Origin of the sequence: Streptomyces sp. NPDC056231 (genome assembly GCF_048270745.1) — a bacterium.
Classification (GTDB): Bacteria; Actinomycetota; Actinomycetes; order Streptomycetales; family Streptomycetaceae; genus Streptomyces.
This window is the reverse complement of record NZ_JBLVKW010000083.1, coordinates 1-21,632: the sequence shown is the minus strand read 5'-3', so window position 1 is coordinate 21,632 and position 21,632 is coordinate 1. Positions and strand designations below refer to the sequence as shown.

Annotated in this window: 15 protein-coding genes and 3 pseudogenes; 9 read left to right on the top strand and 9 right to left on the bottom strand. The window is 69.1% G+C overall.

Features of this window, described 5'->3' with window-relative positions; genetic code table 11:
- Window positions 1-811: 811 nt before the first annotated feature.
- Window positions 812-1,174: pseudogene (locus ACNPQM_RS36915) on the top strand (ISAzo13-like element transposase-related protein); the annotation flags it as partial.
- A 423-nt stretch (window positions 1,175-1,597) separates the two neighbouring features.
- On the opposite strand, the gene ACNPQM_RS36910 reads toward ACNPQM_RS36915, so the two are convergent.
- Together ACNPQM_RS36910 and ACNPQM_RS36905 are read right to left on the bottom strand one after the other, a co-directional pair.
- Window positions 1,598-2,155 carry a hypothetical protein gene (locus ACNPQM_RS36910; RefSeq protein ID WP_418087379.1) on the bottom strand — a complete coding sequence of 186 codons (558 nt, stop codon included), beginning with the start codon at window positions 2,153-2,155 and terminating at the stop codon, window positions 1,598-1,600.
- Window positions 2,156-2,484: 329 nt separating this feature from the next.
- Window positions 2,485-2,877 (bottom strand): annotated as a pseudogene (locus tag ACNPQM_RS36905) (IS6 family transposase); the annotation flags it as partial.
- 970 nt (window positions 2,878-3,847) lie between these two features.
- Between ACNPQM_RS36905 and ACNPQM_RS36900 the strand changes: the two are divergent.
- Window positions 3,848-7,060 carry an FG-GAP repeat domain-containing protein gene (locus ACNPQM_RS36900; protein ID WP_418087378.1) on the top strand — a complete coding sequence of 1,071 codons (3,213 nt, stop codon included), beginning with the start codon at window positions 3,848-3,850 and terminating at the stop codon, window positions 7,058-7,060.
- 294 nt (window positions 7,061-7,354) lie between these two features.
- Here ACNPQM_RS36900 and ACNPQM_RS36895 read toward each other — a convergent pair.
- Window positions 7,355-7,958: pseudogene (locus ACNPQM_RS36895) on the bottom strand (integrase core domain-containing protein); the annotation flags it as partial.
- Here ACNPQM_RS36895 and ACNPQM_RS36890 point away from each other — a divergent pair.
- A complete protein-coding gene (locus tag ACNPQM_RS36890; RefSeq protein WP_418087377.1) occupies window positions 7,958-8,080 on the top strand; it encodes a hypothetical protein in 123 nt (40 codons plus the stop codon). The pseudogene ACNPQM_RS36895 and the gene ACNPQM_RS36890 overlap by 1 nt on opposite strands.
- Before the next feature lie 196 nt (window positions 8,081-8,276).
- Here the strand turns inward: ACNPQM_RS36890 and ACNPQM_RS36885 are convergent, their stop codons facing one another.
- On the bottom strand, window positions 8,277-8,957 hold the full coding sequence (locus tag ACNPQM_RS36885) for a sigma-70 family RNA polymerase sigma factor (protein ID WP_418087376.1): 681 nt from the start codon (window positions 8,955-8,957) through the stop codon (window positions 8,277-8,279).
- 135 nt (window positions 8,958-9,092) lie between these two features.
- Window positions 9,093-9,767 (bottom strand): hypothetical protein, encoded by a 675-nt coding sequence (locus tag ACNPQM_RS36880; protein ID WP_418087375.1) that lies wholly within the window; start codon window positions 9,765-9,767, stop codon window positions 9,093-9,095.
- A gap of 375 nt (window positions 9,768-10,142) precedes the next feature.
- Between ACNPQM_RS36880 and ACNPQM_RS36875 the strand changes: the two genes are divergently transcribed.
- Together ACNPQM_RS36875 and ACNPQM_RS36870 are read left to right on the top strand one after the other, a co-directional pair.
- Window positions 10,143-11,270 carry an MFS transporter gene (locus tag ACNPQM_RS36875; protein WP_358862652.1) on the top strand — a complete coding sequence of 376 codons (1,128 nt, stop codon included), beginning with the start codon at window positions 10,143-10,145 and terminating at the stop codon, window positions 11,268-11,270.
- Window positions 11,267-12,343: a sugar ABC transporter permease gene (locus ACNPQM_RS36870; protein WP_418087374.1), complete on the top strand. Its 1,077-nt coding sequence runs from the start codon at window positions 11,267-11,269 to the stop codon at window positions 12,341-12,343. The genes ACNPQM_RS36875 and ACNPQM_RS36870 overlap by 4 nt, the downstream gene beginning before the upstream one ends.
- 10 nt (window positions 12,344-12,353) lie before the next feature.
- On the opposite strand, the gene ACNPQM_RS36865 is transcribed toward ACNPQM_RS36870, so the two are convergent.
- Window positions 12,354-13,484, bottom strand: coding sequence for an acyl-CoA dehydrogenase family protein (locus tag ACNPQM_RS36865; protein ID WP_418087373.1), 1,131 nt, complete (start codon window positions 13,482-13,484; stop codon window positions 12,354-12,356).
- Window positions 13,485-13,675: 191 nt separating this feature from the next.
- Here ACNPQM_RS36865 and ACNPQM_RS36860 point away from each other — a divergent pair, with 191 nt between their 5' ends.
- Both ACNPQM_RS36860 and ACNPQM_RS36855 read left to right on the top strand, forming a co-directional pair.
- Window positions 13,676-15,457 carry a CoA transferase gene (locus ACNPQM_RS36860; protein WP_418087372.1) on the top strand — a complete coding sequence of 594 codons (1,782 nt, stop codon included), beginning with the start codon at window positions 13,676-13,678 and terminating at the stop codon, window positions 15,455-15,457.
- The gene (locus ACNPQM_RS36855) at window positions 15,454-17,133 is read left to right on the top strand and encodes a class I adenylate-forming enzyme family protein (protein ID WP_418087371.1); all 1,680 of its coding nucleotides are present in this window, start codon (window positions 15,454-15,456) and stop codon (window positions 17,131-17,133) included. Before ACNPQM_RS36860 ends, ACNPQM_RS36855 begins: the two co-directional genes overlap by 4 nt.
- A gap of 120 nt (window positions 17,134-17,253) precedes the next feature.
- On the opposite strand, the gene ACNPQM_RS36850 is transcribed toward ACNPQM_RS36855, so the two are convergent.
- Genes ACNPQM_RS36850 through ACNPQM_RS36840 form a run of 3 tightly spaced genes read right to left on the bottom strand, consistent with a single transcriptional unit; the run spans window position 17,254 to window position 19,516 of the window.
- Window positions 17,254-18,060 (bottom strand): ABC transporter substrate-binding protein, encoded by an 807-nt coding sequence (locus ACNPQM_RS36850; RefSeq protein WP_418087370.1) that lies wholly within the window; start codon window positions 18,058-18,060, stop codon window positions 17,254-17,256.
- Window positions 18,018-18,884 carry a metal ABC transporter permease gene (locus ACNPQM_RS36845; RefSeq protein WP_418087369.1) on the bottom strand — a complete coding sequence of 289 codons (867 nt, stop codon included), beginning with the start codon at window positions 18,882-18,884 and terminating at the stop codon, window positions 18,018-18,020. The genes ACNPQM_RS36850 and ACNPQM_RS36845 overlap by 43 nt, the downstream gene beginning before the upstream one ends.
- Window positions 18,881-19,516: an ATP-binding cassette domain-containing protein gene (locus tag ACNPQM_RS36840; RefSeq protein ID WP_418087368.1), complete on the bottom strand. Its 636-nt coding sequence runs from the start codon at window positions 19,514-19,516 to the stop codon at window positions 18,881-18,883. The genes ACNPQM_RS36845 and ACNPQM_RS36840 overlap by 4 nt, the downstream gene beginning before the upstream one ends.
- A 150-nt stretch (window positions 19,517-19,666) precedes the next feature.
- On the opposite strand from ACNPQM_RS36840, the gene ACNPQM_RS36835 reads away from it, so the two are divergent.
- Together ACNPQM_RS36835 and ACNPQM_RS36830 are read left to right on the top strand one after the other, a co-directional pair.
- Window positions 19,667-19,918 carry a hypothetical protein gene (locus ACNPQM_RS36835; protein ID WP_418087367.1) on the top strand — a complete coding sequence of 84 codons (252 nt, stop codon included), beginning with the start codon at window positions 19,667-19,669 and terminating at the stop codon, window positions 19,916-19,918.
- Window positions 19,919-20,253: 335 nt separating this feature from the next.
- On the top strand, window positions 20,254-21,261 hold the full coding sequence (locus ACNPQM_RS36830) for a DNA-directed RNA polymerase subunit alpha (protein WP_418087366.1): 1,008 nt from the start codon (window positions 20,254-20,256) through the stop codon (window positions 21,259-21,261).
- Window positions 21,262-21,632: the final 371 nt, after the last annotated feature.

Below are 21,632 nucleotides of genomic sequence, written 5' to 3'. Positions count from 1 at the left end.
ACCCTCGCGCGCCCCGGGGGGGGCGCCCCCCCCCCCCCATAATCTTTTTTTTTGGGGGGGGCCCCCCCCCCGGGGCCCCCCCCGACAACCCGTTCGGGATGGAGAATCAGAAATTGTCCGGAGATTCGCAGGCCGCCCGCCGCCTTGTCGGTTGCTTGCTTGGTCCCGTTATGGGGGTTATCGCCGCCTACGGTGGAACCACGATGCTTGCGAGAGCCTGGAACGATTGCGAAATAGGAATCAACGCGTCAGCGAACTTTTGGTCCTTAATTCCCATATTTTTCGCCGTCTGGGTCGTAGTCGCACTGATCTGGGCCATCGCGTTCGGGGTGCTCGCCGGAAGGGGCCTGCTGCTCGCCTCCGCGGTGGCTGTACTCGCTACGCTGTGCGCCTACTGGGTCCTCATGGCGAGCTTGAACGCTCCAGCCGATTACCCGGTCAGCGTGAGTGCCTGCGCTCCGGACAATGCGCCCCCATGGTGGCCGGACTGGCTCCCTGTGTGATCGTGAGCAGGGCGAAGTCATCACGGCCTTGGGGCCCTCCCCCGTGAAGGTGGGCACGCGGCTATTGATCACGCGGCGAGCGTGAGTTTAGCGGTGTGGTGTCGGTGTTCGTATTCGTTGGGGCTGAGGTGGCCGTTGGCGGAGTGCCGGCGGCGGGTGTTGTAGCGGGTCAGCCAGGCGAAGACGGTCCTGCGGCAGGTGCCGGAGTCGCCGTAGTCGTGGGCGCCTTGGAGGCAGGGAGCTGCCGATCAATAACTCCGCGGTTTCCGGCGGCTGTTGGCCCGTAGGATGCGGGTGTGTCGGAGGGGATTGAGGCGGGGTTGACGGACGTGCTCGGGTTGTTGTTGCCGCATCTGGACGAGCGTCAGCGGCGTCTGGTTCTGGGGGCCGCGGCCCGTGTTTTGGGCCATGGCGGGATCCGGTCGGTGGCCGGTGCGGCCGGGGGCGCGGAGTCCACGGTGTCGCGTGGGTTGCGGGAGCTGGAGCGCGGGGATGAGCCCGCGGGCCGGGTCCGGTCGGTGGGCGCGGGCCGGAAGTCCTTGCGGGAGACCGATCCCGAGCTGGTGCCGGCGTTGTTGGCGCTGGTCGAGCCGGACCAGCGGGGTGATCCGGAGTCCCCGCTGCTCTGGACGGTGAAGTCCACCCGCAACCTGGCGGCCGAGCTGACGCGCCATCTTGAGTGCGGCCGCCGTCGGCGGCCGTCCGGTGCGGGAGCTGCGGGCGAAGTAGTCCCACTTCCTGGCGATCAGTTTGCGGTGCCAGGCCAGCAAAGTGCCGGGGGTGACGGGGAAGACGGCGGCCCAGCGGCCACGCGGTATCAGCGAGCTGAGGACGGCGAGCCAGAATCGGTCGGCCGGCTCATAGCGCACCCTGCCCTTCACATGCCTGCGCAGGATGGCATTCTCGTGCCGCAGCACCAGCAGTTCGGCATCCTTGGCGGTGTCTCGACGCAGTAGGACCGCGGGGACGGACAACAGTGCGCGGGCGGTGCCGTAGAGCAGGGACACGATGATCAGGGCAGCATTACAAATCCCCACCGACGACCCTGGAGGCGGGTGCTGACCAGCAGCGATGATTTTACGAGCCCCACAGGGCTAGCACGCCTTCCGGGCACCTTCCTCGAACGCGTCCATGCTCATGATGCCGCGACGGGTCAGAACCTCGCCCGACTTCACGCGTGCGAGTTGAGTGGCGTCGAACGTCATTGCTCCGTTGTACACGTAGGCGTCGTCGGGGTCGCCGAACGTCAGCTCATACGTGTAGCCCGGTTGCAGGTTCTGCTGGCCGCGGGTATCGGCTCGCCATTGCGCGGGAGGGGCGAAGAGCGGAAAGTCCGCAGCCGTGTTGATCCCGCGGGCACGCCAGCCGATCCAGGGTTCTTCCGTCTCGGGTGCGGCTGCCCCGAAGCCTTCCACCGCGCCAGCCGTCGGTTCTTCGGACTTGGTGGTGAAGGTGCCACGGAGCCAGGGGCCGCGTACCTGGCCGTCGTCGTCGCACGACCGTAAGAGCGCCTGCGCGGTGCCGTGCTCGTCCACATAGACCGCTACAAGCAAACGCTCTTCCGGCGAGCAGCCGGACAGGGCCAGCACTACCGCGCCGCTCAGCGCCCAAGTGATACACGAGCGTCTTGTCGACGCCTTCCAGCTGGGCACGGAACCATCCCCCCACGGTTTCGCCTATCCAGGGACCTTACCCTGGGCGCAGCACTTGCGTCGTGTGCCGTCCCTTGCAAGGTTCAGCAGTTCGTCGAGGTCGCCGGCGCATTGGATGTTTATGCTCTGCGGCCCCGATACGCCTGGCCGAGGGAATGGGCTTAGTACTGCAACGACACTTCGTGATGTCCTCTGCGTTTGTAGTGGCTGATGCGAGCTCGTGCTTGGCTCTTTCTTCGCCATACGGGAGCAAGGCGTTGTCACATTGTTGGGTGCGTGGGTGTCTGACGGTGTGTCGGGGCGTGGTGGTGCCGGGTGCCGGCCTGGGTTCAGACCGCGGTGGGCAGGCCAGTGGCGCCGGTGATCTGATCCCAGATTGCGAAGCGGACGGTCATCTCGAGGCGGTGGTCGGGGGCGGTCATCAGGTGGCGGCGGGGCCGGAAGTGGGGTGATATGCCACTGAACGCGGACAGAAACCGCTGCGCTCCACCGACCGAACGAAAGCCTTTCATCGCCCGTTCGCGTTGCCTGGTGGGCTGGTGGCTGTTCTCGGCCCGGTTGTTCAGACCCTTGTGCGAACGGTGCTCGACCGACGGCATCGCCTCGCGGTGGGCAGCGCGGTAGGAGCGGAGCTTGTCGGTGACGACCACCCGCGGCACCCCGCCCGTCGTCGTCATCAGCCTACGGAAGAAGCGCCTGGCCGCGGCCGTGTCTCGCCGGTTCTACGACTGGTGGCGTGGGCAGTCCTGATCATGCTTCTTGCAGGCGCACTGCTGCTCGCGCTTCCAAGGAAATGGGAGCGAGCCCCTCGATGGGGCAAATTCTCGCTTCTAGGAACTGTCGCCCTCATCGAATGTTCAGTCATTGTTGGAGCTCTGCTGAACATGTCCACCCAGAGTTTCGGGCCCGACGTAGTCCTGAACATCGGCATGGTCGCACTCTCCGGCGTGGCTGCGTTCGCCTCAGCATCTGAGCTGTTCCAGGAACGTGCCGGAGCTGCGCGGAGCAGCGTTTTTCCTGCCCCGACGCCACCTCATGACCGCAGCTGAGTACCGCGCCGAGATGACCGTCCGCTTCAGCTGGTCAAGTTGACAACGTCTCGGGATGCACTGCAGGTGGCGCAGACACGCGAGCACCAGGCGCAGCGGCCGGTCTCGGCTCGCAGCCACCGCAGACTGTGGCAGGCGGGGCAGCGGTTTTGGATGGAATCGGGTGCGGTGGCTGTCATCCGACGGTATTCGGCTCCCGGAAGGGGGCTGCGACAGGGGCTTCACAGCGGCGGCCGGGATCGACGCGCGGGCCGCAGCGGCCCCGTTCTCCCTGCCGGACCTGGAGGAGCTGGGCCGTCGCCACGCCCACGACCCCTTCGACCTGCCCACGCTCCAGTCCCGTCTCACCGGCGCACGGACTTCTACTCCGACGCGGACTTCACCCGGTACGGCCTGGACGACGCGGCGGTCACCGCCCTGCGTGCCTGGGCTCAGCACTGGTCGGACGACATCGCCGAGCGGCTGATGGGGGAGGGCGAGTCGCCCGACGAAGAGTCTCCTGAGTGACGGCCGCCCGGCAGCCGCCGGGGGCATGGGGCCGACGACGTGAACACCCAGGCTCCTGGTAAGGGAATGGCAAGAGGCTGGTAAAGTCCGCTCACTTGGGCGGGGGCAGGGGGCCCTCGCCGGGAGGGACTCTCACGTGGGCAGACATGCCCTGGGACGGGGCGGTCTGACCGTCGCCGTCTCCGCACTCTCGGTCGCCGTCGCGGCCGTCACCGTGGTCTCGGGGGGCGGCGAGCCGGCCCGCGCGGCCATTGCACAGACAGCGGGAACGACGGAGATTCTCCTTCAGGACCCGCGCACGGAAACGACGCGTTCGGACCGCGTGCTCGCGGCCGGCGAGACCGGCTTCCTGCACCGGCAGGCCGGTGGGGCCGGGCTGCTCTGGACGAACTACGAGGACGGCGGCACCACCACCGTCACCACCCCGCCCGGCAACGCCGGTGCGGGCCAGCCGTACCAGCCGACCACCACCAGCTGCTACGACATCAGCGCCACCTGCCCCTCGGGCACGTTCGGACAGGGCGCCGACACCGTCGCGCTCCCGCACCGGTCGTACACCGAACCCGTCTCACTGTGGACGCCCGGCGGAGCGGACGGCGGCACGCTGCGCACGCTGGACATGCCGCGGCTGGACTACGTCGGCACGTACGGCGGGACTGTCGTGGCGGCCGAACAGAACACCAGCGTCGACGGCTCGCCCCGGCCCGGCACCGGGCTGGAACTGCTGGACTACGTCGACGGCAAGCAGCGCACCCGCGTGGTGACCGGAGGCCCGGCCGACAAGGTCTGGAAGACGGGCGTCACCTCCGTGCGCACCGGAGACGCCAAGGGCGCGCTGCTCGCGTACCCGGGCGCCGCCGACTCGACCTTCGACATCCACTACCTCGACTTCGCCACCGCGGAGCTCACCCAGGTCTTCTCCGGCGCCGGGAGCGGGCTGTCACTCTCCCTCTCCGGTGACCGGATCGGCTGGTACACCCCGGCCGCGGGCCTGCACCTCCGGTCCCGCGCGGACCACGCCGCCGAGGAGACGGTCCCGGTGGCGGGCAACGGCACGGCCGGCTCCCCTGTGCTCGTCGGGAACTGGCTCGTCCTGGTGGCGGTCCGGGGCCCCGTCACGGCCGTCTCGCTGACCGACGGCACCACGAAGACCCTGCTGACCCGCTCGTACGGCGACCCCGTCGCCGCCCCCGACGGCTCCGCCCTCGTCACCGGCGGCACGAGCACCACCGACTGGTGGGTGCAGCGCGTCGTCCAGGGCGCCGACGGCACCCCGCGGCTGGAGAAGGTGGCCAAGGTGCCGCCGTACGAGAACCCCAAGACGGGCCTCGCGCTCAGCCGGGGCAGCCTGCGCGTGGCGGAGCGCGACCCCGCCGTCAGCAGCACTATGGACGCCACGTCTGTGCGCACGCTGACGACGAACGGCAGCACCACGCTCACCGCGTCCGACGCCACGGCCGGCGACAAGGTCTCGGCCGTGTGCCCGTACCCGGGCACCTCCTGCTCGGCGATGTGGGGCAACAAGGTCACCGCCCCCCGGGACGCCTACCTCGAGACGTTCTACGACGCCGACGAGGGCGGATCGGGTCTGTCAGACGCGGACCGGGTGGCCCGCGTCGGCGACGGCTCGGGCGTTCCCGACCTTGAGTTCGGCACCGAGAAGGGCGCGATCGTCGACGTGTCCGACGACTACGCGGTCTACAACTCGGGCGGCTCCGCCCCGACGCAGTACGTGGGCCACTTCGGCAACGGCCAGAAGCTGAAGCGCTCGGTCCGCGCCGCGGCCCTGAACGGGCCCGTCCTGTGGAGCGCCACCGCCACCGCCGGCCAGGTCACCTCCTACAGCCTCACCACGGACAAGACCCTCACCACGGTCACGGTCCCCGGCGCCGGCTGTGTGCCGACCGAGCTGCAGGCGGCGGGCCGCTGGCTGTACTGGGCCTGCGGCACGGCTTCAGCGGGCGTGTACGACACCAAGGCCGGCACGTCCGCCGCCGTGGCCCCCGGTGACGTGCTGCTCGGCGACGGCTTCACCGTCCGCCACGACCACGCCGCCGACGAGCTGGTCCTCACCGACGCGGCCACCGGCGCCACCCGCGTGGTCGCCGCGAAGGTCCCGGACACCGGCCTGGCCGCCGACCGCCGCTACCGCTGGACGGTCGACGAGTACACGGGCCTGGTCGCCTGGTTCGACGCGTTCGAGCAGACGCACGTCGCCACCACCGGCGTGACCCCGTCCGCCCTGACCGCGTTCGACTCGAGCGCCGACAGCTACGCCGCGCCTTCCACCGCCAACTCCTGGACGGGTTCGTGGCTGCTGTCCCGCCCTGTCGGCTCCTGGTCGCTCACCTTCACCTCGGTGGAGAGCGGCGAGACCGGAAAGGCGAGCCGCTCGGTCACCGGCGGTGCGAGCGCCGCCCGGGTCTCGGCGGGCTGGAACGGCAAGACCGCGAGCGGGGCCCGCTTCCCCAACGGCCGGTTCACCTGGACCCTGAAGGCGACGGGCCTGAACACGTCCACCGCCACCACCGTGGCAACCGGCAGCGGCTTCCTCAACAACGGGGCACCGGTACGGCACGACTTCGGCAGCCCCGACGGCCCGGACGGCACTGGCGACCTGCTGACCCTCAACTCCTCGGGCGCCCTGACCTTCCACAGGGGCACGGGCACGGGGACGTTCTCGAGCAAGGTCAGCGGCAGCGGCTGGGCGACCAGCGTCAAGGCGGTCCCGTTCGGCGACCTGAGCGGGGACCGGTGCAACGACGTCCTGGTGCGCTACAGCAGCGGGGCCCTGCGCCTGTACAAGCCGGGCTGCGGCGCGGCGCTCAAGCCGACGACGTCGTACACCACGCTGGCGACCAGCGGCTGGACCCAGTACGACGTGCTGACCTCTCCGGGTGACATCAGCGGTGACGGCCGGCCCGACCTGATCGCGCGCAACGCCTCGACCGGCGCGGTGTACCTGTACAAGGGCACCAGCACGGGCAAGCTGTCCGCGCGCGTGAAGCTGTACGACAGCTGGAAGGGTTACAAGAAGATCGTCGGCACCGGTGACCTCAACGGTGACGGCATCGGCGACCTGGTCGTCCAGGACACCTCGAACACCCTGTACCGCTACAACGGCACCGGCAAGGGCACGTTCGGCGCCCGCGCCAAGGTGTTCGGCAACTGGGGCGGCACGTACAACGCCGTCGTCGGTGTCGGCGACCTCAACCGTGACGGCAAGGCGGACATCGTCGTCCGGGACAGCGCGGGCAAGCTGTACCGCAACTACGGTGACGGGAAGGGGTCGTTCGGGTCCCGTACCCAGATCGCCACCGGCTGGGGCGGGTACAAGGCCCTCTCCTAGCAACCTGTGGGGCTCGGAAAGTCGTCGGTGCAGGTCAAGCGGCATAGCGGTACTCGTTAATGGCGCCGCCGAAGATGCGGGTGCGCAGGAGTCTGCGGACTTCGAGGTCGTGCACGGTGATGGGCTGCCGGTCGGGCCGCCACACTCTCCCGGAACGGGTGGAGCAGTTGTCCGCGATCGGGATGCGGTGGGCGGAGCCGCGTACGGACGAGCTGCGGGGCCGGGCAGGGTGATCCTGTCCGGCCCCGCTGTCGTCGGGTCAGCCTGTGGGGCTCGGAAAGTCGTCGGTGCAGGTCAAGCGGCATAGCGGTACTCGTTAATGGCGCCGCCGAGGATGCAGGTGCGCAGGAGTCTGCGGACTTCGAAGTCGTGCACGGTGATGGGCTGCTGGTCGGCGTCCGGAGGTAGTTGGTTGCGTGCTCGGTGGGGGCGGTGCTCGTTGTAGTGCCGCTCGTAAGCGGCCAGGACGTGCCGGGCGTGGGCCTCGTTCATGATGAGGACATGGTCGAGGGCCTCACGCCGGATGCTGCCGATCACCCGCTCACAGTGGGCGTTCATCCGAGGAGCTCGCGGTGCACTCTTGAGGATCTCCATCTCCTCGGCCTCGAAGACGGCGTCGAAGGACTGGCCGTACTTGCCGTCGCGGTCACGCAGGAGGAAACGCAGGGGGTTCCATTCGCGTGCAGAGGTCGGCGGTCAGGTTCCGCGCCTGTTGCCCTGCCCACTCGCGGGTGCGGTGGGCGGTGATGCCGGCGATGTGCAGGCGCCGGGTGCCGTGTTCGAGGAACGCCAGCGCGTACAGGCGTCTGCCGAGGACAGTGTCGATATGCAAGAAGTCGACGGCGATGATGCCCTGGGCCTGGCTCGTGAGGAACTCCCGCCAGGCTGGCCGTCGCCGTGCTGCTCGGCCTGCTGCTGAATTCTCTGGCCGGCCTGTGGTGGGCCGACCCGGCAGCCGGGTACGTGCTGGTCTACTACGCGCTGCGTGAGGTCAAGGAGATCGTCTTCGGCGAGGACTGACGGCCCGGACCGATCAGCAGCTTGGTTCCTCCCCGCCGACCGACGGCCCGCTCTCCGGCAGCGCCTGGACCTGAGGCACAGGCAGGCGACGCGCTACGCGGGCCCAGGTCGTCCAGGCGTTGTGTGATCCAGGTCCGGGCGCTGGCGCGGTTCATCTCTGCGCCAGCGCCCCGTGGAGCCTGTGGCCTTTGACTTCTTAGACAGCTGCGGCGAGGCGCGCCGGCACTGGGCCACGAGAGATCGGCCGTGCCGGCCTCCTGTGCGTGGCGGGATTCTCTGCGTCCTTCAGCAGTTCGAGCAGGGCGCCGCGGGCTCGGGCCACACGTGAGCGGACGGTGCCGATGGGGCAACCGATCGCTGCCGCGGCCTCCGCGTAGGGAAGTCCCAGGAGTTGGGTGAGTACGAACGATTCACGGCGTTCTGCCGGGAGGTTAGCCAGGAGGCCGACGAGTGCGATTTCGTCCTCGAAGCCGGGTAGGTCGCGTGGTTGTGTCCTCTCGGCGGCGGACTGCCAGTCGTCCCGGTCCGAGATCTTGGGTCGAGCGGCGGCACGACGAAGGCTGTCCACGACAGTGCGGCGGGCGATCGAGAGCAGCCAGGTACGAGCGGAGGAGCGTCCCTCGAACCGGTGAAGGCTGCCGAGTGCGCGCAAGAACGTGTCCTGAGTGAGGTCATCGGCCGCTTGGGGATCGGCGCTGAGGTAGGCCACGTAGCGCCAGACGTCGCGGTGCAAGGCGCGTACGAACTGGTCGACGGCCTCGGGGGAGCCGTCGCGTGCGGCCAGTGCCAGTCGTGTCACCGGTTCGTCGGCGCTATGGGTATGACGTGATGTGCCGTCGTTGGCTGCGGCTTTGTGTGGCGGCAGGGCAGGGGGCATCGCCTGATGTCCTTCCGGAATCCGGGATCCGGTTCCGCGCGTGCGCGGGCCGGTGATAGGTACGGCATCGCTCGTGGGCGATGCCGATGCCCGAGGCGTGCGGTGAAGGACACCGGCGCGTCGGGAGACCAGCTGTCAGATGACAGCGATCCCGGACGGTGGACCCCGCGAGGTGAGGGCGTGAATGAGGAAGAGCTGCCGCGGTACGCGGGCTCGGTGGTCACGGCGACGGCGGATGCGTGGCCGGTGAAGGGGTGTGGGGAGGCGGAAGAACAGGCGCAGTGGGCCGATGATCCACCCGGCGAAGGTACGCAGCAGGCGGAAGGCGGCTTGTTCTCCGTAGGCGAGCCAGAGGCCGCAGAGCAGCGCTGCCAGAAGGTGGGCGGCCAGCATTCCGGCCGAAGACATGCCGCCCATGCCGTGCCAGGTGAGCAGGACCGCCGAGTGGTCCGTCATCGCCTGCACTCCGTCTTGGGCGTGCTGCATCCCACCCGGCATGGTCATGTCCGCTGTGCCGGGAGGTGGTTGATGCAGGCGGTTGCCGAGCCCGGCGTCGGTGACGATGCGTACGGCTTCCGAGTAGGTGATCTTGGTTGAGCCTGTCGGCCCGCACAGCAACGACTGGGCCCATTGCCGGGCGAAGGACGGGCTGTCGGCCACCACGGGGTGAACCACTGTCTGAGCCAAAGAGAACCCGGTGTGCAGTGCCGCTTGTGCGGTGACCACCATCGAGGTGACCGCGAGAACGCCGCGTTCACGGCCACCGAGGAACCAGGCCGTAGCGGCAGTTGTCGCGAATGCGGCTGCCATGGCCCACCAGGGGACGGCAGATCCCGACATGAGGACGTGGCCGAGGGCAGCGAGCAGCACACAGGTCGCTGCGAACACTGCAGCGCGTACCGCGCGACAACATCGGCCTGGAGTCATGGCGGGCCCATCTTTGCATTCCTTTTCCGGTCGCCACGAGTGGGTACGAAAAGTTTCGGTGCACGGCCTCAACGCGGCGCGTGTGGCGCACGTCACAGAATTCATGGGGAACTGCGGTGCCGTGCAGGCCGACTCCTGACGTGGCCGAGGAACGACCAGTGGCGTGGAACGGAGACACCGGTGCAGGCGGAGCGGGGATCACCAGAGGTGTCAGCGACAGGAGCCGACAGGCTGCTGACGGTGCTGCTCACCTGCGCCATGGGGTTCTCGATGCTGCAACTCTTCCTGCTCGGAGCCCTCGGTCCGCGCCTCGTGGACGAATTGGGGATTTCGCCCACGGTGCTCGGTCTGACAACGACGATCGGATTCGGGACTGCAGCGGTTCTTTCCCCTGTGGGCGGGCGGATCGTGGACCGGTTCGGCCCCAGGCGATCACTCGTTGCCCTCCTGCTCGTGTCCGCGGCTGCGCTCGCCCTGATCGGTGCGGCGCCCGGTGCGGGATTTCTGCTCGGGGCTGTTGCCCTGGGGGGCCTGCCGCAGGCGTTGGCGAACCCGGCCACCAACAAGGCGATCCTGGCCATCGTTCCGTCGGCCCGGCGGGGTTCGGTGACCGGGATGAAGCAGTCGGGAGTGCAGCTCGGGGCGTTCGCTGCTGGGCTGCCGCTGGCCGTGCTGGCCTCGGGAGTGGGCTGGCGCGGCGCGGTGTGGACGGCGTCCGGCACCGCTTTGGGCGTGGCTTGGTGGGCCATGCGAGCGCTGCCTGCCGATCCCCCGGCAAGAGGGGTGCCTCCTCGGTCCTCGTTGGTGCCGCGGGGTGCCATAGCCTGGCTGGCGGGCTTCTCCTTGCTACTGGGCTGCGGCATTGCTTCGGTCAACACCTATCTGGCGCTCTTCGGCGCGCAGGAGCTCGGAATGAGCCCCTCGGCGGCCGGTGCCCTGGTGGCGGTTCTGGGGGTGGCGGGGATCGCCGGCCGGGTGGGCTGGTCGAAGGCCGCCCGGCCGGGACGCGCCGAATGGTTGCCGGGATGGCTGGCGGCCGGTGCGGTCGGAGCGGCCCTGCTGCTGGCCGGCGCGCTGGTCGTGCACCCGTTGGTATGGGTGGCGGCGGTAGCCGTCGGTGTGTTCGCCGTGTCGGGCAATGCGGTTTCCATGGTGCTGGTGATGCAGCGTGCTGCCCCCGGTCGGGCAGGGCAGGACTCGGCACTCGTCTCCGCCGGGTTTTTCGGCGGCTTCGCCCTAGGCCCACCGGTCTTCGGCGCACTTGCGCAGGCCGGTCACTACGGCCCCGGGTGGCTGCTGGTGGCCGCGGAGTTCGCGGCAGCCGGTGCTGTCGCTCTCGCATGGGCAGTGCGGGAGCGCAGCCAGCCCACGGTGGTTCCGGCGTGACGTCGGTGGACTGGGCCGAACGCGCGCTCGCGGACGTCCTGCACCGTGTCGCCGTCACCCGAGCCGAAGTCGGCGCAAGGTTTCCGCTCTTCGCCGACCCGGATACGGGCCTCTGGGAGACGACCGGTCGCGGCTCGTGGACCGGCGGGTTCTGGGCTGGTCTGCAGTGGTTGCGGGCCAGGCACACCGGTGACGAGGCCGACAGGGCCGTGGCCTCGGCCTGCACGGCGAGACTGGCCGACTGGGTGGAGGCTGATACTGCCACCCGCGGTCTGATCCTCTGGTACGGAACCGCCCTGGCCGTCAGCGACCCGTCGGCGGACGAGCTGCGGAACCGAGCCGCCCACGCCTGTCTGGCCGCGCTGGACCCCGAACTGGGCCTGATCCCCTGGGGATCTGTGTTCGGCGGCCCCAGACTGCTCGCCCGCGTCGACGGACTACCTGGAACGGTGCCACTGCTGGCCTCGGCGGGCGTCGAGGGCGCCACGGCAGCCACGTCCCATCTCCACCGGCATATCGATCTCTGCCACGTCGACGGGTCCGTCGTACCCACCCTGCGATTTGATCCGGCCACGGGCTGGCAGCCGTGCGACGACCCACCACCCGGCTGGAGCCGGGGGCGGCCGTGGCTCTTGCTGGCCGTGGCCGACGCCCTGCACCAGCCCACGACCATGCAGTGGAACCATCAGCGGCTGGCAGCGACGGGTGCAGAGCTGGGCACCCCGCCGACTGGGTTGCCACGGTGGGGCGTTCCGCCGGCTGACGAGGGACAACCGGACGGACCGAAGGACACCTCGGCTGCCGCGATCACAGCGGTAGCGCTGCTGAAGCTCGCACGAGTCCCGGGACCCCGGGCAGATGAGTACGCCTCCCGCGCTCTCGCGATTCTGGACCACCTCGTGACCGCGCACCTCACCGGGCCGACCGGCGCCCGGCCCGCCGGGATGCTGCTGAACGGCTGCTACGACGCCGGACGGTCGGTCGCCGTGCGCCACGAACTGATCTGGGGCGACTTCTTCCTGGCCCTCGGACTGGCAGCCCTCACCGGACTGATCGACATCCGCACGGTGTAGACACGGCCGCTCAGGTGTCGTAGCCGCGCAGCACACGGCGTGCGACGGACGTGATGTGCAACTCGTCCGGACCGTCCAGGATCCGCGCGGCGCGCCCCGTACGGAAGAGCGACGGCAGAGGAGTGTCGGGTCCCAAGCCTGCCGCGCCGTGCACCTGGATGGCCGCGTCCGTCACCTGCTGCAACATGCGGGCGGCAGCGACCTTGGCCAGGCCCACCTCCACGTGCGCGTCCAGTCCGGCATCGATCCGGGTCACTGCCTCGTGGACCAGAGGACGGGTCGTACGCAGAGCAAGCAGCGACTCGAAGACATGCTGCTGCACGAGCTGATGACCGCCGAGCGGGCCTCGGGATCCGGTACGGGCGTTGACGCGCTCACACATCAAGTCGAAGGCCCGCTGCGCCTGACCGATCCAGCGCAGGCACCGCAGAGTGCGGCCGAGCTGGAGCCGTTCTCCGGCAATGGCCAGAGCATTGCCCCGCTCGCCGATGAGATGGCCGTCGGGTACGCGGACGCCGTTCAGTTCGATCTCCCACTGACCACCCCCGCCCAGGACCGGAAGCTCGCGTACAACGTGGAAACCGGGCGCGTCGGCCGGTACCAGGAACAGGGAGAGCCCTCCGCGGTCCGAGGGGGCCCCGTCGGTGCGGGCCAGGACGGTCACCAGGTCGGCGCCGGCGGCTCCGGACGTGAACCACTTACGGCCACTGACCCTCCAGCTCCCGTCCGACTCCTGCACCGCGCGGGTACGGGTCAGGGAGGGGTCGGTACCCGGGACGTCCGGCTCGGTCATGGCGTAACAGGCACGGAGCTCCCCGGCCGTGAGTTGCTTCGGATACTCCTGGCGTACGCGCGTGCTGCCGTGGCGATGCAGCATCAGCACGTCCAGCAGCGGTGCCGACCCCAGGGCGGCAGGCCCGTGATCGCTTGCTCCTTCGACCTCGGCCACCTGGGCGTACTCGGTCAGAGAGAGTCCCTGACCTCCCAGCTCGGCGGGCAACGGCAGACCCCATAGGCCATCCTTCTGGGCCTGGTAGTGCAGGTCACGCATGGTGTCGGCGGAAGCCGGTCCGCCGGCGTCCAGGACTCTTTCGTACGGCATGACCCGCTCGCGTACGAAGCGGGCTACCTGCTCCCTCAACTCAGCTGCTCCGCCCGCACCTTCAGAGACTTGGTCTCGGTCCTCCACCACTTTCCTCCAGCCTGCTGGGAACCCGTGGGAGCGACAGCCCGACTGCCTCTCCACGGAACTGGTCGGGCGCAAAGACGCTCCGGTTCCCGCGTTGAGGACATTCCCGGCGCAGGGCACCGCCGGGCCAGGAGAGGAGAGGCATGGCGTCACCAGCCACCACACAGACGGTCCGCCCACTGGACGGGCTCGACCTGAACACCTCGGGGCCGCCCGAGCTGACCTGCCTTGCCACGCAGCACCTTCGGCTTCTGGGTGCCCGCACCCGCCCGGAACCCGCCGCGCCGCAACCCGCGACAACTGCGCACATGGCGATGAGCGGCGACGGATTTCTGCCCACCGAAGCCGAGGTGAACTGGGCGGATCCGGAGAGCGGGATCACCGACGAGGCCACCGTCCAGGCCGCCACCGGGATCATGGCGGTGCACGGGCGACGTGACGGCGGGCCACGCGGCCTGGCCGTCGACTACGCCACCACCGCTGCCTCCGTTCTCACGGTCCAGGGAATCCTGGCAGCGCTCTTGGGACAAGCCCGCGGGGGAACAACCGCACGCGTCAGCACGAGCGTCGACCGAGCCGGACTGCTGACCGTCTCCCAGTACCTCGCCGCCGCCGGAGCCGACGAGGGTGAAGCCGCCGAACTCGCGCCTGGGGGACCGCCCTTCACCGATACGGACGGCACACTCTTTGAGCTGGAGACCCTGGACCCGGGGGCCTGGGCTTCGTTCTGGCGGTCCCTGGAAGCACCCCCCGAGGCGATACGGGCCGGCTGGCGGCCCTTCCAATTCCGGTACGCCACAGCCTGCGCCCCCTTCCCGCAAGCCCTGCATACGACGACACGCGCCCACCCCTGGCAGCGCATCCTCCAGGCGGCAGCAGCCTCCGGCGCAGAGGTCTGCCCGCTGGCATCCCTGGCCGGGCGGGCAAGAGAACACGACGGTGCACCACCCTGGTCATTCACCTCCCACGGGCCCGGCCACCGCGCCCCCACAGTTCTCCCCACGGTCGAACGGCCACTGGCAGGGCTGACCGTGCTGGAGGCCGGCCGCCGAATCCAGGCACCACTTACCGCTCACCTTCTGGGACTGCTCGGCGCCGACGTGATCCGGATCGAGCCGCCGGGAGGGGACCCGTTGCGCGGCATGCCGCCGGCCTGCTCCGGCACCTCCGCCCGCTGGCTCGCGCTCAACCGCGGCAAGCAGGCCGTGGAGGTCGACATCAAAGCCGAGCCCGACCGGCGCCGGCTGCGAGAGATGGCGGCAGAGGCCGATGTCTTCCTCCACAACTGGGCCCCCGGCAAAGCCGCCCAGCTCGGCCTCGACGCCGACCAACTGGCCGCGGTGAACCCCGCACTGGTCTACGCGTACACCAGCGGCTGGGCCGACCGGATCCCCGGCGCCCCGATGGGGACCGACTTCATGGTCCAAGCACGCACCGGAGTCGGAGAAGCGGTACACCCGGCAGGCGAAGCGCCCGCGCCGTCCCTGATGACCCTCCTCGACGTCCTGGGCGGGCTCCTGGGAACGGAAGCCGTCCTCGCGGGCCTGCTGCTGCGTGAACGCAACAGACAAGGCGTCCGGGTCGACTCCTCGCTGCTGGGGGCCGCCGATGTCCTCACCGCCCCCGCCCTGCGCCGGGCCGCAACGGGAGGGTCCGCGAGAAAGCCGGCCGGGTTCCGTCACCCGCTGCGGACCGCGGACGGCTGGGTCGCGCCCACCGATGCCTCCGCAGAAGCAGCTCGTGCTTACGACCTGAGCGGACTGTCCACCCACAACGCCCTGGCACTGCTGCACACGCACGGACTGCCCGCCACCGCCGTCACCACCGACCTGGCCGCCCTGCATCACGATCCGCGCTTCGCCGGCTCGATCAGCCGCGACGCGCATGGCGCCCCCACTGTTCCCGACCCCTGGAGCTTCACGTGACCGTCGCACTCCACGACCTGCTGCCCGCCCACCTCCGCCGCTCCTGGGTCATCGACGGGACCTGCCCCGACCTCGACCTCTACAGCCTCTTCCGCGCCCGGCAGATCGCGGACCTCCACCGCACCGCGATCCTCGACGCCAAGGGCAAGCTCTGTTACACCGCCCTCGACCGCAAGGTCCGATGTCTGGCCACCGGCCTAAGAGACCTCGGCATATGCCCGGGCGACGTGGTCGGTGTTCAGCTGCCCAACGGCCGCAACGCCGTCATCGCCGATCTTGCCCTGGCCGCGCTCGGCGCGGTGGCGCTGCCCTTCCCGGTCGGCCGCGGCAGCCTGGAGGCCGAATGCCTGCTCCGCCGCGCGGAGGCCGTCGCCGTCATCGCCGCCATCGAGCACCGGGGTAACCACCACGCCGCCGACCTCCATGCGTTGGCCCCGGCGCTTCCCTCCCTGCGTCACGTCATCGCCGCTGGACCCGACAGCACCCCTGAAGGAACGATTCCGCTGTCAAAGCTGCTGCGCTCCGACCCCAGTGGATTCGTTCCCGCACGGCCGGACCCCGACAGCGCCGCCCGCATCCTTGTCTCCTCCGGCTCCGAGGCCGAGCCGAAGATGGTTGCCTACTCCCACAACGCACTCGCCGGCGGACGCGGTAACTTCCTCGCCTCGCTCATCCCTGACCGGACACCGCCCCGCTGCCTGTTCCTCGTGCCACTCGCCTCAGCCTTCGGGTCCAACGGAACGGCCGTCACCCTCGCCCGGCATGGCGGAACGCTCGTCCTCCTGGACCATTTCACCCCCGAGGCTGCGCTCGACGCGGTACGCGAACACCAGCCCACACACATCCTGGGCGTGCCCACCATGGTGCGCATGATTCTGGACCGCCTCGACAGCACGGGCGAGAAGTTGCCCGCCCCGACGGCGCTGATCCTGGGAGGCTCCGCGCTGGACGAGGCCACGGCGAAGCACGCCGCGAAGGTTTTCGGCTGTCCTGTCGTCAACCTCTATGGATCGGCCGACGGTGTCAACTGCCACACGGGACTGGGCAGTGCCACTCCAGATGCGGACAGCCAGGGGGTCGTGGCCGGACGCCCCGACCCACGGGTTGCGGATATAAGGATCACCGACACCGAGACCCACGCACAGCTGCGGGACGGCAGGATCGGGGAGATCGTGGCGCGAGGCCCCATGACCCCCATGTGCTATGTCGCCTCCCCGGAGTTGGACGCCCGCTACCGCACCCCCGACGGGTGGGTGCGCACCGGGGACCTCGGTTTCCTCGACGGCGACGGCATCCTGCACATCGTCGGACGCCTCAAGGACGTCGTCATCCGTGGCGGCGCCAACATCAGCCCCGCCGAGGTCGAAAGGGAACTTGCCACCCACCCCTTCGTACGGGACGTCGTGTGCGTCGGGATCCCGGACGCGTTGCTGGGGGAGCGGCTGGCGGCGTGCGTCGTGTCCCGTGCCACGGAGACCCTGACGCTGGAAGTGCTGTGCGAATACCTGACCGAGCGGGGACTGGAACAACGCAAGCACCCCGAGCGCCTCCTGGTCGTGGACGAACTGCCCTTGACCCCTGCGGGCAAGGCCGACCGGGCAGTACTGCGGGACCGTATGGCCGAGATCAGCCGCCCCCGCGCGACGAAAGAGATCCCCGTCGCGGAGGCGAGCTGAACGGTGCCACAGCCGAGGCGACTGAGACGTCCAGCCGCCCGGCGACTCCTCCTCATTACATGAACCAGCGAATGTGGGGGGCAGCCCGGCATTCCGGACTGCCCCCCACGCGGTTCTGCTTCAAGATTTGCGCATGGCCTCCTTCAACACTGTTGCTGCGTTGCGGTAGACGGGCAACAGGTCAAGGCCCTCTCCCGGGTAGTTGACGATCTCGACCTGCTTGGCGCCGGAGTCGGGCAGAACCGTGCCGGTCGACATGTGGGCATTGTCCAGGATGAGGGCGGGCTTCTCCTTACTCAGCTTCGCCAGCTGGGCAGGGGTGACGGCTTCAGGCCCGTAGGTGCCGACCAAATTCATGCCCGCCAGTTTCGCGGCCCAGGTGGTGAAGACCTGGCTGACGACCACCGGGCTCTTCCCACCCGGCCACTCCGCCTTGAGATCCTTGGACAGCTTGGCGTACTCGCTGTCGAAGGTCGTCTTCCACTGTGCTGCGGCGTCCTCGGTGCCGAACAGCTTGCCCAGCCGGGCCACCTCGGCGTCGACCTTGTCCGAGTCGTTGTCGAGGTTCACCTCGACCAGCTCGGCCTCCGAGCCGGCGGCCTCCTTGATCTTCCCGGCGTACGGCTCGAAGGGCGCGTACAGCACGAAGTCGGCGCCGGCGACGGCCGCGAGGTCGGAGGGCTTCGGGTCGTAGTCCGGTGCGTGCTGCACGGACTGGGGAACGATGACCTTCACGTCCTCGGCGCCCGCGGCTTTTGCGAAGGCACCTTCCCAGGTCGTGGTTACGACCACCACTGGCTTCCCGTCATGCTCGCGTTTGTCGCCCCCGTCCCCTGAAGACGACGCGTTCTTTCCGCAGCCGGCCACCAGGGCCAGTGCTGCACTCAGTGCGAGGAGGGAAGTGATACGGCCGCGGCTGCACGCCATGAGCTGATTCTCCGTTCGGGTATGAGATGGACGGCGAGGACGGCGGCCCCCGCAGTGAGCACGAGAACCGGCCCGGGGGGCCAGTCCAGCCACAGTGCGAAGAGGAACCCGGTCAGGTTCACGGCGATGCCGATCGCTACGGCCCAGAGAGTGATTGACTTCAGCGACGTGCCAAGGCGGCGCGCGGCGAGAGCCGGCAGCAAGGTGAGGGCGTCGACCAGCAGGGCGCCTGTGAGTTTGATTGCTCCGGCGACGGCGATCGCGACCAGCACCAACAGTATGAGGGTCAGCGCGCGCACGGCAACGCCTGAGCACTGGGCGAGCTCCCGGTCGTATAGCAGCAGCGCGATGTCGCGGCGCCGCCACAGGAACAGGCCGATGACGACGACGGCGAGCACGCCGAGCACGACCAGGTCGGCGGTCCTTACGGACAGAATCGACCCCCAGAGCAGGGCGAACGCACCAGAGGCATTGATCCCAGACACCGCGAGCACCAACAACGCTGCCGCGATCGCAATGCTCATAAGCAGCCCCATCGCTCCGGACAACCCGTCAGGTGTTCGGGCGAGGGGAGCGACCGCGGCCCCGGACAGAGCACACGCCACGAGCGCGCACCACATGGGGTCCAGCCCGGTAACGATGCCGATTGCGATGCCGAGCAGCGCGACATGCATCATCGCGAAGCGCACCGGCATGATGTTCAGACCCACGATGGCCACACCGACCACCGGCAGTCCGATCGCGGCCAGCAAGAGCGCCAATCCCGCCCGCTGCACGGAGAGCAATTGCAGAAGTTCGCCGAGATCGGCGGTTGCCAGAGTCACCGGACCTCCCGCAGACGGCCCGCGGCCATCTCCAGAACACGGTCGCAGCGCTGCGCTAGCGCCCGGTCGTGCGTCACCACGACGAGCGTCACCGGCAGTGACGTGAGGACATCGGCCGCTTGCTCCTGACCGCCGAAGTCGAGGGCAGCGGTGGGCTCGTCGGCCAGGAGAACCTCGGCCCCGGCCGCGACACAGCCGATGGCCCGGGCGAGATACATCCGCTGCAACTGCCCGCCGGAGAGGGTGTGCAGAGGACGCTCGGCCAGCGCTTGTACGCCGAGGCGCGCTGCTGCCGAAGCTGCCTCTGCGAGAGCGGTGCTGCTGTCCAACAGCTCGGTGCCAAGGAGTGGAAAGCGGCCTGCCGCCGGCTTCTGCGGAATCCAGGCGCAGGCACGGCGTCGCCAAGCCCAGTCCGCGGAGGACGGGGTGCCTCGCCCGCCGACCAGGATCGAACCCGTCACCTGACGGTGCAGACCGAGCACCGCGCGCAGCAGCGTCGTCTTCCCCGAGCCATTGGTTCCGGTCAACGCCACCCGTTCCCCGGCGGCGATCTCCAGATCCACGTCGGCGACGGCCTCCAGCCGGCCATGCCTGCAGCCGACCTCCCGCATACGCACATCGAGCCCACCCATCGCATGCCCTTCGATCGTCAGCCACTGCCGCGCGGGTCGGGCGGCTAGTCAACCTCCCGACCCCCGCCAGTAGTCGGATGAGGGAAGGATTCAGTTCCCATAAGACGTATGCCGTTTTGGGGGATGTCGGAGAATAGGTGAAGCTCGCGGGTGGCGACGACGTCGCGCAGTGACCACGGCGGCACCGCCGCCCCCGTCGCTGAGGTGGTCCCCGTGCAGCAGCCGTTTTCGATGGACGACCTCAAGCACGTACGCCTTGCCGCGTGGCAGGCGGGCAGCCCGTTCTTCGAGCAGAGCCTGGTAGACGAGTCGTACTCCCGCACCCTGTTCTGCGGGCGCGGGCTGCTCTTGATCGCCCATCGCATGGCGCCCCTGCCCGGATGGCGCCCCTATCTCGCGTAGTTCGCGCCAGCCGGCGACGGCGCCCGGTTCACAGTCCTTCCGCACGCCGTAGAACACGCGGACGCAGGCTCGGCCCGCAAGGCGGCTGAGGCGCTGGCGGCACGGATGTGCTCCGGCCCGTGGCAGCAGGCACTCGGCCTCTTCGTCTCACCACCGCGCCCGTCTGCGGCCTGACGGCAAAGGCGCCGCGCGCTTCGGGCAACTTTCCTGTCTCGTCGGCTGAGCCGGCACCTGACGGCGTCGGGCGGTGCGGCCTCTTGTGACGTCGTATTACCGATACTGTGTGGTGTCTATGGCGTCAAATAGCGGGCGCCGAAATCTGGAGGCACCACAGCATGCTTATCGCTCAGCGTCCGTCGCTGACCGAAGAGGTCGTCGACGAGTTCCGCTCCCGGTTCGTGATCGAGCCGCTGGAGCCGGGCTTCGGCTACACCCTCGGCAACTCTCTCCGCCGTACGCTCCTCTCCTCGATCCCCGGCGCTGCTGTCACCAGCATCCGGATCGACGGTGTCCTGCACGAGTTCACCACCGTGCCGGGTGTCAAGGAGGACGTCACCGACCTCATCCTCAACATCAAGCAGCTGGTCGTCTCCTCGGAGCACGACGAGCCGGTCGTGATGTACCTGCGCAAGCAGGGTCCCGGCCTGGTCACCGCTGCTGACATCGCCCCGCCGGCCGGTGTCGAGGTCCACAACCCGGACCTGGTCCTCGCCACTCTGAACGGCAAGGGCAAGCTGGAGATGGAGCTGACCGTCGAGCGCGGTCGCGGCTACGTCTCCGCCGTCCAGAACAAGCAGGCGGGCCAGGAGATCGGCCGTATCCCGGTCGACTCCATCTACTCGCCGGTGCTCAAGGTCACGTACAAGGTCGAGGCGACCCGTGTCGAGCAGCGCACCGACTTCGACAAGCTGATCGTCGACGTCGAGACCAAGCAGGCCATGCGTCCGCGTGACGCCATGGCGTCGGCCGGCAAGACCCTGGTCGAGCTGTTCGGTCTGGCCCGCGAGCTCAACATCGACGCCGAGGGCATCGACATGGGCCCGTCGCCGACGGACACCGCGCTCGCCGCCGATCTGGCGCTGCCGATCGAGGAGCTTGAGCTCACCGTCCGGTCGTACAACTGCCTCAAGCGCGAGGGCGTCCACACGGTGGGCGAGCTCGTGGCCCGCTCCGAGGCCGACCTCCTCGACATCCGCAACTTCGGTGCGAAGTCGATCGACGAGGTCAAGGCGAAGCTGGCCGGCATGGGCATGAGCCTCAAGGACAGCCCGCCCGGATTTGACCCGATCGCCGCCGCCTTCGGCGACACGGACGCGAGCTTCGTCGAGACCGAACAGTACTGAACGCTGCGCCGGGTCGCGCGGAGCCGGAGGTCGCCTCCCGGACCAATCCAGACCGTCTCCATACGAGCCTTGGTCCCCCCAGGCTGTCGACTCCGGGCACAGCTTCAGCTCGCCGGTGTCGGCGTCGTACCCGACCGCCGCGATGTGCGCGGCCAGGTCGGAGCGCGGATCGATGAAGGGGCTGCCGTCCGCTGGTGTGAGCGGACGGCAGTTCCGGTCGGCGCGTGACGCGGATTACGGCCGGGGGAGAATTTATGAGTCCCCTCTGATTCACTGAGAGGGCGGTACGTGAGCTGATGTCCGTTTCGGTGTTTCAGGCGGACTGGTCGCGGCTCGCTGGGTGGCTATGGTCGCGGCTGGGTGAACAAGCC